At 60.9% G+C, this 14,060-nt stretch carries 13 protein-coding genes; 4 read left to right on the top strand and 9 right to left on the bottom strand.

The window, feature by feature from the left end:
* Positions 1-253 precede the first annotated feature (253 nt).
* Genes CWE01_RS08720 through CWE01_RS08700 form a run of 5 tightly spaced genes read right to left on the bottom strand, consistent with a single transcriptional unit; the run spans position 254 to position 4,702 of the window.
* On the bottom strand, positions 254-997 hold the full coding sequence (locus CWE01_RS08720; RefSeq protein ID WP_218177118.1) for an ABC transporter permease: 744 nt from the start codon (positions 995-997) through the stop codon (positions 254-256).
* A 20-nt stretch (positions 998-1,017) separates the two neighbouring features.
* A complete protein-coding gene (locus CWE01_RS08715) occupies positions 1,018-2,217 on the bottom strand; it encodes an ABC transporter substrate-binding protein (RefSeq protein WP_100940130.1) in 1,200 nt (399 codons plus the stop codon).
* A complete protein-coding gene (locus CWE01_RS08710) occupies positions 2,204-3,025 on the bottom strand; it encodes an ABC transporter ATP-binding protein (RefSeq protein ID WP_100940129.1) in 822 nt (273 codons plus the stop codon). The genes CWE01_RS08715 and CWE01_RS08710 overlap by 14 nt, the downstream gene beginning before the upstream one ends.
* Positions 3,022-4,092: an acyl-CoA dehydrogenase family protein gene (locus CWE01_RS08705; protein ID WP_100940128.1), complete on the bottom strand. Its 1,071-nt coding sequence runs from the start codon at positions 4,090-4,092 to the stop codon at positions 3,022-3,024. The genes CWE01_RS08710 and CWE01_RS08705 overlap by 4 nt, the downstream gene beginning before the upstream one ends.
* A 49-nt stretch (positions 4,093-4,141) precedes the next feature.
* On the bottom strand, positions 4,142-4,702 hold the full coding sequence (locus CWE01_RS08700) for a carboxymuconolactone decarboxylase family protein (protein ID WP_100940127.1): 561 nt from the start codon (positions 4,700-4,702) through the stop codon (positions 4,142-4,144).
* A 105-nt stretch (positions 4,703-4,807) separates the two neighbouring features.
* Between CWE01_RS08700 and CWE01_RS08695 the strand changes: the two genes are divergently transcribed.
* Positions 4,808-5,719, top strand: coding sequence for an AraC family transcriptional regulator (locus CWE01_RS08695; RefSeq protein ID WP_100940126.1), 912 nt, complete (start codon positions 4,808-4,810; stop codon positions 5,717-5,719).
* 209 nt (positions 5,720-5,928) lie between these two features.
* On the opposite strand, the gene CWE01_RS08690 is transcribed toward CWE01_RS08695, so the two are convergent.
* A complete protein-coding gene (locus CWE01_RS08690) occupies positions 5,929-6,276 on the bottom strand; it encodes a DUF6124 family protein (RefSeq protein ID WP_157815194.1) in 348 nt (115 codons plus the stop codon).
* A 356-nt stretch (positions 6,277-6,632) separates the two neighbouring features.
* Positions 6,633-8,123 carry a hypothetical protein gene (locus tag CWE01_RS08680; protein WP_100940123.1) on the bottom strand — a complete coding sequence of 497 codons (1,491 nt, stop codon included), beginning with the start codon at positions 8,121-8,123 and terminating at the stop codon, positions 6,633-6,635.
* A 227-nt stretch (positions 8,124-8,350) separates the two neighbouring features.
* On the opposite strand from CWE01_RS08680, the gene CWE01_RS08675 reads away from it, so the two are divergent.
* Entirely contained in the window at positions 8,351-9,055 is a 705-nt protein-coding gene (locus CWE01_RS08675; RefSeq protein WP_100940122.1) for a cyclase family protein, read from the top strand.
* Positions 9,056-9,084: 29 nt separating this feature from the next.
* Here the strand turns inward: CWE01_RS08675 and CWE01_RS08670 are convergent, their stop codons facing one another.
* A complete protein-coding gene (locus tag CWE01_RS08670; RefSeq protein WP_100940121.1) occupies positions 9,085-10,050 on the bottom strand; it encodes an NAD-dependent epimerase/dehydratase family protein in 966 nt (321 codons plus the stop codon).
* 107 nt (positions 10,051-10,157) lie between these two features.
* On the opposite strand from CWE01_RS08670, the gene CWE01_RS08665 reads away from it, so the two are divergent.
* Together CWE01_RS08665 and CWE01_RS08660 are read left to right on the top strand one after the other, a co-directional pair.
* Positions 10,158-11,078, top strand: a complete 921-nt coding sequence (locus CWE01_RS08665) for a LysR family transcriptional regulator (RefSeq protein ID WP_371917132.1) — start codon at positions 10,158-10,160, stop codon at positions 11,076-11,078.
* Positions 11,079-11,146: 68 nt separating this feature from the next.
* Positions 11,147-11,968, top strand: coding sequence for a cyclase family protein (locus CWE01_RS08660; protein WP_100940119.1), 822 nt, complete (start codon positions 11,147-11,149; stop codon positions 11,966-11,968).
* 18 nt (positions 11,969-11,986) lie between these two features.
* Here CWE01_RS08660 and CWE01_RS08655 read toward each other — a convergent pair whose 3' ends face one another.
* Entirely contained in the window at positions 11,987-13,861 is a 1,875-nt protein-coding gene (locus CWE01_RS08655; protein ID WP_100940118.1) for an ATP-binding protein, read from the bottom strand.
* Between the last annotated feature and the right edge of the window lie 199 nt (positions 13,862-14,060).

Below are 14,060 nucleotides of genomic sequence, written 5' to 3'. Positions count from 1 at the left end.
TGGAGATGTGGTTGGAAAATCGTCGAAGCAAGGCCACGTACTGAACGCTACAGACTGGATACCGGGGCGACGGCTGCGCACCGGCGGTATCCCTTTGTAAATCCCGCTACGTGGCCTACCGAGAATGGGCAGGGTCCAAGTTCGAATCTCCTGGGGGTGGCGGTTGAAACGTGGGGGGGTATGGCTCAGGGCGGAAGTATACATTTCAAAATGTTACAGATATGTATATTCCGCATAATTTGTCAGGTTAGCGTCAGGAATGCGCCCAACGCCGATGCAGGCCTCGCGCCAGGGCATCGAGCATGAAACCCAGCACGCCGATCAACAGCACCATGGCCATCAGTTCCGAATAGGCCAGGCGGTCACGGGTATCGAGGATAAAGTAGCCAAGCCCGGCGCTGACCCCGAGCATTTCGCAGGGCACCAGCACGATCCAGAGAATCCCGATGGACAGCCGCACGCCGGTCAGCACATGGCCGAGCACACCGGGCAGGATGACCTGGCGCAGGGTTTCCCAGCGGGTTGCACTGAGGCTGCGGCTCAGTTGCAGCCAGCGTGGATCGAGCTGACGGACCCCGGCCACGGTGTTGAGCAGGATCGGCCAGACGGCGGCAAAGGCCAGCAGGAAATAGATCGGCTGGTCACCGACCCCCATCAGCATCACCACCACCGGCATCCAGGACAGCGGCGAGATCATCCGCAGGAACTGGAACGCCGGGGTGGTCGCCGCTTCGAGATGCCGATAGCTGCCGATCAGCAACCCCAGCGGCACGCCGACCAACAGGGCCAGCAACAGCCCGATCAGAATGCGCTTGAGGCTGACCAGCACGTTTTCATAGAGCTCGGCACGGCCGAGCAACTCCACCAGGCTGGTCAGCGTCGCTTCGGGCGAGAAGCGCGCCGACAGCCCGTCGGGGCTGCCGAACAGGTGCACGCCCAGCCACCAGAGCAGCAACAGGCAGAACAACCCCGCCAGGCCCAGCCCCCAATGCAGCAGCGATGAGGAAGGCTTGCCGATCAAATGCCGAACTCCTCGCTGCGCTCAAAGCTGTCCGGCAAGCCGAAGGCCTTGAGTCCCCCCACCGCCGCCAGACTGTTGCGCACGAAGCGGTCGTCCACCAGGTCGCGAGCGGTCTGCTGCGGATCGAGGCCGGCGAGAAAGCCCTTGTCGCCCTCGATCAGGGTGTTCTTCAGGCGCTTGACCAGTTCCTCGGTGTAGCTGGGGAACGGATACGGCTGGAAGTCGATGCGCTGCTCGTCCCAGTTGCCGTGCTGGATCGCCCCGCTGGCCAGATAGGCGTCACGATCGGCCGTATTGGGCACCAACACCCGATTGAGCACCTGAGTGGTGTGCGGGGTGTAGCGATTGGCGCCGTCCTTGGACAGCAACTTAGCCGCCTCGGCGCGGTTGTCACGGGTCCAGAGCTGGGCCTTGACGATGGCGTTGACCACCTTCTGCGACCATTCGGGGCGGTTGTTCAGGTCCTGCTCGTGCATGAACACCACGCAACAGGCGTGATTGCGCCAGAGATCGCCGGTGAAACGCTGCACCCGGCCGACCTTCAGTTCCTCGGCCAGGGCATTGAAGGGCTCGGCGACGATATAGCCGGCAATACGCTTGCTGGCCAGGGCCGGCGGCATGTCCGACGGCGGCAGCACCACCAGGTTGACCTCGTTGGCAGCAAGCGTGCTGCTGGCCGGCTTGCTCACCGGTTGCAGGCCGTTGTCGCGCAGCAGTTGCTGGACCACCACGTTGTGGATCGAGTACCAGAACGGAATCGCCACCGACTGCCCGCCCAGTTGCTTGACCTCGGTGATCTCCGGCCCCACGGTCAGGCCGGAACCGCCGACATGGTTCCAGGCCACCACCTTGGCCGGCACCTTGCTGCCGTAGCGCGCCCAGACGGTCATTGGCGACAGCAGGTGGATCACGTTGACCTGCCCGGAAATAAACGCCTCGATCACCTGGGCCCAACTGCGCAGCAGCACCGGACGCTCGGCCTGGATGCCTTCGGCCTCGAACAGGCCGTTGTTATGCGCCACCAGCAGCGGCGTGGCGTCGGTGATCGGCAGGTAACCGATCCGCACCGGCGCATTGGGCTCCGACGCGGCGCGGGCCTGCAGGCTGTTGAGCAGCGGCAAGGCGCCGCCGGCGGTCAGCAAGGCGCTGAGTTTGAGGAAGTCACGACGTGTGTGGGTGAAGTCATCCAGGCACATGAGCCATCTCCGACGTTTCGAGCAAAGAGTGAGGGGGTGAGGTGCGGCTGGCCCGCCGAAGGGTCTTGAGAATCTCGATACGCAGGGCGCCCAGTTCCTCCACCAGCTCGGCCCGTGGCTGAGGCAGGTCGATACGCCACTCGCCGAGGGTCCGCGCCGGGCTGTGGCCCAGTAGCAGGATCCGCTCGGACAGCAGCAGGGCTTCGTCAATGTCGTGGGTGATCAGCACCGCGGCGGTGTTGTGCTCGGCGATCACCTTGAGCAGCAGTTGTTGCATATCGGCGCGGGTCACCTCATCCAGGGCGCCGAAAGGCTCGTCGAGAAACAAGACCTGCGGCTGGCGGGCCAGACAGCGGGCCAACGCCGTGCGCTGGGCCATGCCGCCGGACAACTGCGCCGGGTACTGGCCCCGGGCGTGTTGCAGGCCGACGGCGGCAATCGCGTGGTCGATCCGCGCCTTGCGCTCCTGGGCATCCAGGTGCGGCTGGCGGGCGAAGTCGAGGCCGAAGGCGACGTTCTTTTCCAGGCTCAACCAGGGCAGCAGGCTGGGGTCCTGAAAGGCCACCGCCACCCGTGGGTGCGGGCCGTCCAGGGGTTCGCCGAGGAAATGCACTCGGCCTTCGTGAGCCGTCTGCAAGCCGGCCAGGACCCGCAACAGGCTGGATTTGCCGACGCCGCTGGGGCCGAGGATCGACACCACCTCGCCGGCTTGCAGTTGCAGGTCGAAACCTTCCAGCACCGTTTGCCAGCCCTGTTCGCGGGGGTAACCGAGGCTGATCTGCCGGGCCTCCAGCAGCGGCCCGCTCATGCCGCGGTATCCCGGGCCTGGCGTTGCAGCTCGGCGCGCAATTGCACCAGGCTCGGGGTGACGATCGGTACAAACGCCGACTCGCGCCAGCGCCGGGCGAAGCCACTGCCGTATTCATTCAGATAGGCCTTGCCGCCGCTGGCCTGCAACTCCAGTTGCACCGCCTGGGCGACCGATTCGGCCAGGCTGATGCGGATCTGGAACAAGGCACTCGGCTGGGCCAGAAAGCGTCCGTCGCGCAGGCCGTTCTTGAGTTCCTCCACCGTTTGCTCAAGGGCCTGGCGCTGTTCCAGCAAGGGCTCGCGCAGAATCGAGCGGGCATCTTGCAGGTGGCTGTCCACTTCCTTCAGCGCCTGCCGAGCCAGGCCGATGGACATACCGCACTGCAAGCCGAGGAAGGCCGGGCGCACCGCCGGCAGAAAGATTCGGGCATCGTCATGCAGCAACCAGTCGCGGCTGACTTCCACCTGCCTGAAGTCCAACGCGGCGGTATTGCTCGACTGCAGCCCCATCAGTTGCAAGTCATCCGAGCGTTGCAGGCCACTCAGCGCATCCGGCATCGCCAGCACAAAGGGCGTACCGCCCTCCTCCCGCTCAATGGCGGCCGCCACCACAAAGCCGCTTTTGCGCAGATTGGTCACCCACTGCAGGCGGCCATTCAGGCACCAGCCATCACCTTGATCGCGGGCCCGCAGTTGCAGCGACTCGATCCCCGAGAGGAACTTCATCGCATTCGACAGCCCGGTGGCGCCGGCCAGTTCGCCGTTGAGCAGGGACGGCAGCAGATGCTCGCGCAATGCCGTATTGGGACTGTGCAGCAGGTATTCGATAAAGGCCCGTTGGCCCCAGAACACAAAGGCCGCGGCCAGGGAATGGCTGGCCACCTGGGCGATGCTTTCCACCCCGTCGGCCACCGTCCCGCCGCTGCCGCCCAGGGTTTCTGGAACGCCGATCCGCAGCACCTTGGCCGTCGCCAATCGGGAAATCACATCCTGTGGGTCGCACTGCCCCAGATCCAGAGCCTGGGCTTGTACGTCGAGCCATTGACTCAATGCCGGATTGAGCATGTCGTTTTCTCCTTGAAGACACCGTCGAATAATAGCCGACCTCGGTGAATCATTGATCTGTCGACTGCCAACGATACTTCGCCAGCTCAGGATTGAGGGGTGTACGGGCAAAAACATTGGCGAAATTGCACAACGTGGCCAGGCTCACCCCGAGAATCACTTCCAGGGCATTGCCCTGGGTGTAGCCGGCGGCGAGGAATTCGCTGAACACCGCGTCGCTGACATTGCCGCGGGTGGCGATCACTTCCCGGGCGAAGGCCGCCAGGACTTCGAGCTTTTCCTGGGGCAATTCGTCCTGCCCGCGCAGGGCGTCGACCACTTCGGCCGGCAACTTGGCCTTGTTCAAGGCCACCGCCGTATGCCCGGCGACGCAGAAGTCGCAGCCGTGGGTGGTGGCGGCCACCAGTTGCACCACCTCGCGCTCGGCCAGGCTCAGCTCGGCCTTGCCATTGAGTGCCGATACCGTAACGTAGGTTTCCAGCGCCGCCGGGGCATTGGCCAGTACGGCAAGCAGATTGGGGATAAACCCGGAGTTCTTCTGGGCATTTTCCAGGAACGGCCTGGCCGCTTCGGGAGCGCTTTGCAGCGTATGGAGAGTGACGCGCGACATGGAGTGGACTCCTGCTGTAGGGTGAGTCCGGTAAGTCTGTTGGTTATAAGAATTCCGATCCATATTCAAAAGTAGCGTTTCCTTGCTCCTGAGTGTTTCCATTAGATGATTTCGTCGAGCCCACTGGTTGATTGGTTATTAGAAAGCCTGGAACTGGATGCGAGCCTGTTCCATGTGGGCCGTTATTGCGGCGGCTGGCACGCCAGCACCCACGGCTTGGCGCGGGCGAGCTTCCACCTGATCGTGCAGGGTCATTGCTGGCTGCATATTGATGAGCAGCAAGAGAGCCTGCGGCTGGAGGCCGGGGACGCGGTGTTTTTGCTGCGGGACCTGGATTATCGGTTGTCGAGCGCCCAGACCAGCGTAGAGGCGCAACACTTGCCGCGCCAGGCGATGACCGGGCTCGACAGCGCCGCCCAGGATGGCGTGGGGCTGGTGTGCGGGTTCTTTCATTTCAAGTCCGGGCTGTCGTCATTGATTATCGACGGGCTGCCGGACTGGATTGTCCTGCGTGCGGGAGATCCGTCGTTGAGCGCGGCACGGGCGTTGTTCGGGTTGATCCTGGCCGAGTGCGAGCGGTCACCGGCGCCCTCCTCGGCGCTGCTGGAGCGTTTGAGTCACCTGCTGTTTCTGTATGTGCTGCGCCAGCAGGTGGCGGATAACCAGAGCCTCGGCGGGCTGGTGGCGCTGGCCCGGCATCCGGGGTTTGCGCCGTTGCTGGAACAGTTGATCGAACGGCCAGGGGAGAGTTGGTCGCTGGAGAGCATGGCGGCTTGTACCGGGATGTCACGTTCGGCGTTTTTCAAGCGTTTCAACGAACTGGCCGGGCAGTCGCCGGGGCAGGTGCTGCTGGCGTTGCGGATGCGTCATGCCTGCCAGCTGTTGCGGGCCAATAACACCGTGGAGCAAGTGTGTGCGGCGGTGGGGTATCAATCGATTGCGGCGTTTACCCGGGCGTTTGCCAAAGCGCTCGGGGTGCAGCCGGGGGCTTATCGGCGGCAGCATGAGGGGCGATAAGTCGCCATATCCGAGCGCGATATTGTGGCGAGCGGGCTTGCCCGCGCTCGGCTGCGAAGCAGTCGTAAAACCTGCCGTCGCGATTTGCCTGATACACCGCGATTACCGGTTTTTAGGGCCGCTTCGCGCCCCAGCGCGGGCAAGCCCGCTCGCCACAAATCTGCGCCAGATCTGAGATCGCTTTGGACAGCACCTGCCCTTGTCTGCGATCAGCGCGCGCCGCTGGTGAACTCATCCTCCAACACCGAATCCACCCGCCCCTGCGCCAGTTCGATCAGACGCACCACGCCCATTGCCACCTTGCGATCAGGGCCTGTGAGGTTGTCGGCGTGTTCGTAGGCGGTGGCCGCCGCTGACTCCAGAATCGAACTGGCGTCGACCAGGATTTCTTCACGACTTTCAGGTTCGGCGTTGATCTTGCGGGTTGAATTGGCACCGCATCGCTTCGGACTCGTGCCTTGCGGCAAATTGTAATAAGCCAATGCACGGTCGACGATGTGCGGATCGATGCTTTCGACGCGAAGTGATACAGGGGGATTGGGCGTGATCTTGAACATGTCTGAAACTCCTAACAGAGATAAGGAGCCGACACCTTCTCGCTTGCACACGAATGAGGGTGGCAGCTGTACGCAGGTGTGCAAGACCAGGTCTGTTAGGACACCCGGCAGACCCGAAGGTCTCCCACGCACAGCCACCATAAAACAGGCGGACTGCAAAAACGCCCAGGCATGACAAGGGCGTTGTGCGTCATAACAGAATTCCGGACTTGCACGTCCGTATCACCGTTTTTTGCGGTGACAAGATGCAGACTAGCCACCGGTTCTGCCAGGAGCAACAGGGTAGAAGTTTCTAGGAAATTTCACTCAATGGAAAGCGAGCCGTCTTGCAAGACAAGCACAAGACGATCCAGCCCTCACCGCAAACCATAGGAATAAACCCCAGCATCGTTGCTGTTGTACCAGTTGCCCTTGGCCCAGATCACCCGGTCCTGCGCACCTTGAAAGCCGAGGATCCCCAGGTAACCGTCGACCGCCAGCCGTTGCCAGGAATGCCCCCAGTCCTTGGAGTAGAACACGCCGTCGGCGGAGATGCGTGCATCCGACCACCAGTACAGCCAACGCGGCGGCCGGTGTTCGCTCGTGGTGTTGATCAGCAGGCTGTTCTGCCCCATCCAGAAATTCCCCCCGCGCAACTGGCTGTCCGACGCCAACGGCGAAAACACGCTGGGCAATTCGCCCACGGGCTTCCAGGTCAGCTTGGCGGTATCCAGTTCGGCGACCACATCTTCGCCGTGCTCGCCCTGATCGATCAGGCCCATCACGCGCCCGGCGTCGTTCGCCACCAGCTCATCGATAAACAGGCCGTCCTCGCGCTGCACGCTCCCGACCTGCCACTGCCCCGCCTTGCGCTGTAGCTGCGCTCGTGTCGTGACGTTGATCGCCAGGCTGCCGCTTTCGCTGTCCGGATTGCTTCCCCAGAAGCGTTGGGACACCCAGATAAACGCGCGCTGGGCATCCAGTTGGACGACATGGGTCTGGACTTCCCCATAAGTGCCCAGGTCCGTGCGCCATTCAACAATCTCAGGCCGCTTGCCCCGGGCATACTCGGCAGGCACCAGCAGCGACTCGGCAGCGAATAGCGGGGTACTGCTCGCGCCGCGATCAGCGGAGTAGAACACCCCGGTGGCGATGGCGCCCGGCGTGTCTTCGCCGCTCTCGTTGTCGGTGCCGCTCGGGGTACTCCAGGCCCAGAGGTCATCCTGGCCATGAAAGTAGAGTTTCAGGTTCCAGGCCAGTTGGTTGGCCTTGGGAAACAGACCTTTGGCCAACCAGCTCCAGTGCTTGCCCTGGTCGTCGCTGCGAAAGACCACGGTCTGGTTGATGTCATCGCTGCTCGCGGTAGCGGCTTCGGGTCGGTTAAGCCCTGTCAGCAGGAAAACACTGGCCCCATCCGGACTGGCCACCAGGCAGGCGGCGTCGCCAACATGGGCCACCAGTTGAAATTGCCCCTGAGCGTCAAGACGGGAAATGAAGGAGGTTTCCTTGTCGTTGTGGGCGAGATAGCTGGAAAAGGCCGCCGAGTCTTCCGGCGCCTGATCCTTGCCCTCAATCGGCTTGCCATTGACTACGGCATCCAGGTCCACCACGTCGGCAGAAGTTTGCAGCTGCTGGGTATCCCCGTCCAGGCGCCCCACCAGCCAGGTGCCCTGTGGGGTTACCACCACACCGGTGCAGTATTGGGTCATCGCGCGCTGCCGGGTGTCCTGCACGGCACCGATCTGCTGCTTGTCCGGGCTGCTTCCGCCCCACTCCAGCTTGGCGCTGGCAATCATCCACATGTACCAAAGCCCGGCGCCGACCAACAGTGCGACAAACAGTTTGGAGAACAACTTTGATCGAGACATGAGGGGGGATCCGAATCCATGGAAAAGGCTGAAAAGCCTTTTCGCATTTCTTTCGTCGGGAGTAAATTTTTATTGCTCGTGAACAGCAGATTCCGGGCGAAAAATTGTCAGCGCTGTGATGCCGGTTCCATTCATCGCACCCGGAAAATGTGCCGCCACGACGGCAGTACGGGCAGAAATAGACCGCTATCCTCCACCCTTTCGCCAAGGACCCGGGAGTCAAAGGAATGCAGAACATCCAGTTTCAAAAAGTCATCGATCTGAGCCACGTCATTACGCCGTCCATCCCCCTTTGGCCCCATGACCCTCCCGTCGCGTTCAGCGGGGTGGCCTCACAGGCACGGGACGGTTACTACCTGCGCAGTTTCAGCATGGGCGAACACAGCGCCACCCATATGAATGCGCCCAACAGTTTTCACCCCGATGGCATCGGGATCGATGCCTACACCCCGGAGTCGCTGGTGCGCCCGGCCGTGGTGATCGTTGTACGGGCGCAGGCACAGGCCGATCCCGACTACGTGATCAGTCCTCAGGATATCGAGCGCTGGGAGCAGGCCCATGGTTGCATCCCCCAGGGTTCCGTCGCGCTCTTCCATACCGGTTGGCAAGCGCTGTGGAGCGACCCCAAGCGTTTTTTCAATGAGGATGACCAAGGCGGCCTGCACTTCCCCGGGGTCGGCGCCGATGCGGCAAGACTGCTGGTCGAAGAGCGTGAGGTCGCCGGGGTCGGGATCGATACCCACGGGGTCGACCCTGGTCAGAGCACGGCATTTGCCACCAACTGCCTGGTCCTGGCGAAAAATGGAATCATCCTCGAGTGCCTGACTCATCTGGATCAATTGCCCGCCAACGGCACAACGCTGGTCATCGGGATCCTGAAACTCAAGGACGGATCCGGCTCCCCCGCCTCCGTGCTGGCCTTTGTGCCCTGATCTTGTCAGGGTTCGAGCGCCTGATCCCCCTACAAACAGCCCACGCCCTTCAGTGTTACTTCCACCGCCTGATCCAGCGGTGTATGCGGCTCGGCCCCCAGCACGCTCAACAGATAGGCATTATTCATCCGCACCGGCGTACGCCACAGGTAACGCATCTCCAGCATTTCCCGAAAGGTGGTCACCAACGGCGAGGCCAGTCCTACCAGCCACCAGGGAAAGCGCCGCAGCCTGGTCTGGCCACCCGCGCGCTCGACCACGCGGCTGATAGCGGCTGCTATCTGGGTGCCGTCGGCGTCCCAGTAGCCCTCCATATGAAAGGTCGCGAAGGGAGGCAAGGCCCCTCGACGCGCCACCAGTTCGACCATGGTCCGCGCCACGTCCGGCAGATAGGCCCACTGATGACCGACGCCCGGATCGCTTGGCAGATTGATCACTTTCACCGCCTGCCCGGGCTTGATCATCCCCTGGGAAAACCAACTGTTACCAGCCTGCGGGCCGAAGAAGTCGCCCGACCGCACGACAATCGCCCGCACCCCGTCTCGCGTCGCATCCTGCAAGCGTTGCTCAAGCTCGACGCGAATACGCCCCTTGCGCGTCAACGGACGTTGCACCGCCTGTTCATTCAATTCGGCAAAGGCATCCGGGCCGTAGTTGTAGACCGTGCCCGGCAACACAATGGTCGCGCCGGCAATACGCGCCGCCGCAATCGTATTGTCGATCATCGGCAGCACCTGCTCGGCCCAATGCCGATAGCCCGGCGGGTTGACCGCATGCACGATCACGCTGCAACCCTGCGCCGCCCGCACCACGTCGTCACGGTTGAGGGCATCGCCGCGCAACCATTGAATGCCGTCGCGCTGTTCTGCCGCCGTCGCCAAACCTCGTTTGAGCGCCTGCACCTGCCAGCCGCCGTCGCGCAGTTGCCGCGCCACTTCGCCGCCAATGCCGCCGCCGGCGCCCAGGACCAAAACCTTGTTGCTCTGCACTGCCATGTCAATTCTCCAGGAAGGTAACGATGAGCAGAGTCTGGCCCTGCCCCTCCAGGAAATAAATTGCCTGGCACGAGCTATCCGCCATACATTTATGCATGGACCAGATCATGAGTTGGGAACTGTACCGAACCTTGCTTGCCGTACTGACGGAAGGCTCGCTCTCGGGCGCCGCACGGGCGCTGGGCATTGCCCAGCCCACCGTGGGCCGGCATATCGCCGCGCTGGAGGCGTCGTTCAAGCAACCGCTGTTCACCCGTTCGCAGACCGGCTTGCTGCCCACCGAGACCGCCCTGGCGCTGCGCGGCTATGCCGAAGCCATGCAGCACACCGCCGCCGCGCTGGAGCGTGCCGCCACCGGCCAGGGTCAGACGGTGAACGGCACGGTGCGGATCTCCGCCAGCGAAATCATTGCCATCGAAGTGCTACCGCCGACGTTGGCACTGCTGAGCCAGGACCATCCGCAACTCAAAATCGAGCTGCTGGCCACCGACAAGGTGCATGACCTGCTGCAACGGGAGGCCGATATTGCGGTGCGCATGACCGCGCCGAAACAGGATCAGTTGATCGCCCGACGTGTCGGCCAGGTGGAACTGGGGCTTTACGCACACGCGGACTATTTGCAACGACAGGGCACGCCCAGTGCAATGGCCGATCTGTCCCAGCATGCGCTGATCGGCTTCGATATCACCACCCCCTTTATCCGCGCCGCCAGCAAGCAAGTGCCCGGCTGGAGTCGCGAGGCCTTCACGCTGCGCACCGACAGTACCCTGGCGCAGTTGGCGATGATCCGCGCCGGCTGCGGCATCGGCATCTGTCAAACCGCCCTGGCGATGCGTACACCGACACTGGTGCGGCTGCTGCCGGAGCAGTTCAGGTTCCAACTGGAAACCTGGGTGACCATGCACGAGGACCTGCGCACCAGCCCCCGTTGCAAGGCAACCTTCGACGCGCTGGTGGAGTGTTTGCTGGCCCATACTCGCCTTGTCCCCCCCTCTAACCCCTCGAATCTGTTTGGCGTCATGGCGTAGAGAATGGATAGACTCCGCCGGAACCATGGGCAAGGGCCCTCTGGTCTGCCAAAGGAGTAGGTAACGTCATGGAACCATCAAAACAACACGGGGCGCGGTTCAGGCAGTTATCTGTCGGATTACTGACGGCATGGCTGGCGACCGGTATCACCTACAGCTTCGCCGAGGATAAGAGAGTCAAAGGAATGCAGAGTATCCAGTTTCAAAAAGTCATTGACCTCAGCCACGTCATTGCGCCGTCCATACCACTTTGGCCACACGATCCTCCCGTCACCTTCAACGTGGTGGCTTCACAGGAAAAAGACGGTTACTACTTGCGCAGTTTCAGCATGGGGGAACACAGCGCAACCCATATGAATGCCCCCAACAGCTTTCACCCCGACGGTATCGGGATTGATGCCTACAAGCCGGAGTCACTGGTACGACCGGCCGTGGTAATCGATGTCCGGGCGCAAGCAAAGGCCGATCCCGACTATGTGATCAGTCCTCAGGACATCAAGAACTGGGAACACGACCATGGTCGCATCGCCCAGGATTCCGTGGTGATCTTCTATACCGGGTGGCAAGCCCTGTGGAACGACTCCAAACGCTTTTTCAATGAAGATGACAAAGGCGCTTTGCACTTCCCCGGAGTCGGCGCCGCCACGGCAAAACTGCTGGTCGAGGACCGTCAGATCGCCGGGGTCGGTATCGACACCCACGGAGCCGATCCGGGCCAGGACACGGTATTTGCCACCAACAGCCTGGTTTTGGCGAAAAATGGAATCATCCTCGAATGCCTGACCAACCTGGATCAGTTGCCCGCCAAAGGCACAACGTTGGTCATTGGTGTCCTGAGGCTCAAAGACGGCTCCGGCTCCCCGGCGTCCGTACTGGCATTTGTGCCCTGATCTCGTTCTGACGAGAGATCATTCGACTACCGGAGCGCTGGTCTGGAACTGCTTCCGGTAGTCCGCCGAACGGCGTAGCACTTCACAAAAGCCCAGGAAGCTCGCCGGCTTGGTCAAAATATCATTCGCCCCTGCGCCTCTGAAACGCTCTATCTCGCTCGAAAAAGCACTCGCGGTAAAAGCCACGATGTAACACCTGTCACCCAGTGGCAGCCCACGTATTCTGCGAATGGCCTCCAGGCCGTCCATACCGGGCATGTTGATATCCATCAGGATGACATCCGGAGTCGATGTCATGCAGCGCTCGAGCGCCTCGAGGCCATCTGAGGCCAGATCAGGCGTATAACCCAACGTCTGCAGCATGGCCATGGCCACCTTCTGATTCAACGGATGGTTCTCGACCAGCAGGATATCCAGCGGGTAATGTCGGGCAAACGACGAATCGAAAACCACCGCTGGACGATCGACCGCAAGGGCTATTTCCGAATCAGAGAAAAGTTCGTTCGCCAGCGAAAAGGAAAACGTCGAGCCGACACCCAACACACTGCTGAAAGACAAGACTCCACCCTGGGCCTCGATCAGATTCTTGCAGATGGACAGACCGAGCCCGCTCCCGGTAAAGCGCTGATTGGTCGATCCTTCAAACTGAGTAAAGGGCTTGAACAGACTGCCTTGCCGCTCCACCGGAATCCCTATACCGGTATCGCGTACCGAAAAGCAGAGTCGGGATTGAGCGCTTTCGTCGCCGAGGCTGACGGTGAGCGACACCTCCCCGGCTTCGGTGAATTTGATCGCATTGCCCAGCAAGTTGATCAGTACCTGACGCAGGCGATCAGCGTCGGTTTTTACCAGTAAGGGCACATTCGGCTGCACAGTGACTTCAAGCGTAATGGGCTTGTCCTGAATATTTTGCCGAACCATTTCAACGCTCGAAGCAATCAAGGTGCGCAACTTGAACACACAAGGCCTCAAGTCCAGTTTTCCCGATTCGATCTTGGCAAGATCAAGAATATCGTCGATCAGCGATAACAGCGTCTTGCCACTGGCATGAATAGTGGTCAGCAGGTCACGTTGCTCTGGACTCAAGGACGTCGCCGCCAGCAGATCGGTCGCACCGATCACGCCGTACATCGGTGTACGAATTTCATGGCTCATGGTGGCCAAAAATTGGCTTTTCATGCGATCCGCCTCTTCAGCGGCACTTTTTGCCTGTTTCAACACCTGCTCGTTGACTTGCAGTTGCCGAAGATGAGTGCGCAGGCGTATGGCGTCAATGACAATCAAGAGACTGAAAGCGAGAAAGATCAGAAGAGCCAGTACGATATGGTGCAAGGAGTCTTGATTAAGTTGGTCATAATAGTCCGCTAGCGTAATTTCCGCACCGGCAACATAAGCCGTGCCATCCTGGGATTTCAAGGGAACAAAGACCGCACGAAAATCCCCCCAGTGGTCCGTGTAGTCGATCCAGCTCGGTGTCGTACGCTCGAAGCTATCAAGCAAGGCCTGGCTGGCATCGGGGTAGGGATCGAAATAGCGTACGAAGTTATTCTCCCGGATTTCCTTGGCTGAGGCACTGGAACTGACCAGGATCGCTTCTCCTCCCCGTTTCACCACGGTATAGACGAACGCCGTGCCCATGGATTCGTTGAACCGGGACAGGGTGCGAATCGTATTTAAATCCTCGGCTTCCGACTTTGAGTTTTTGTCGATCAAATGATCATGGTATCGATCACCGAGAATAGCCGAAGCGCCCAAGGCGGCATGCAGAAGTTTATCATTAATACTCTGCGTCAGAATCGCCTGGGCCTGAGCGTGAAGATAGTAAATATAACCACTGACACCAACAATATAGAGAAACAACAAAATCCCTATATTGCGTCTGACGTTGAACATGCGTCACGGCCTCCATTGCCATCAAACTCAACTCGCTGAAATCACGCTCCCTGCATTGCTTATTTAGAATAAATCAAGCATGGGCTGAATACAACATTTGAGTGTTGACAACTCCCAAGGGAGGCCTAACGAACCCTTCAAATCGAAAACACTGATTACGCCCTGCGATATATGTCCACCCGTTCGAGTATTACTTTGG

The sequence above is a fragment of the Pseudomonas sp. QS1027 genome, from assembly GCF_002814235.1.
In the GTDB taxonomy this organism is placed as follows: Bacteria; Pseudomonadota; Gammaproteobacteria; order Pseudomonadales; family Pseudomonadaceae; genus Aquipseudomonas.
Note: the sequence above shows the minus strand (reverse complement) of the source record. Positions and strands in the feature narration are given on the sequence as shown.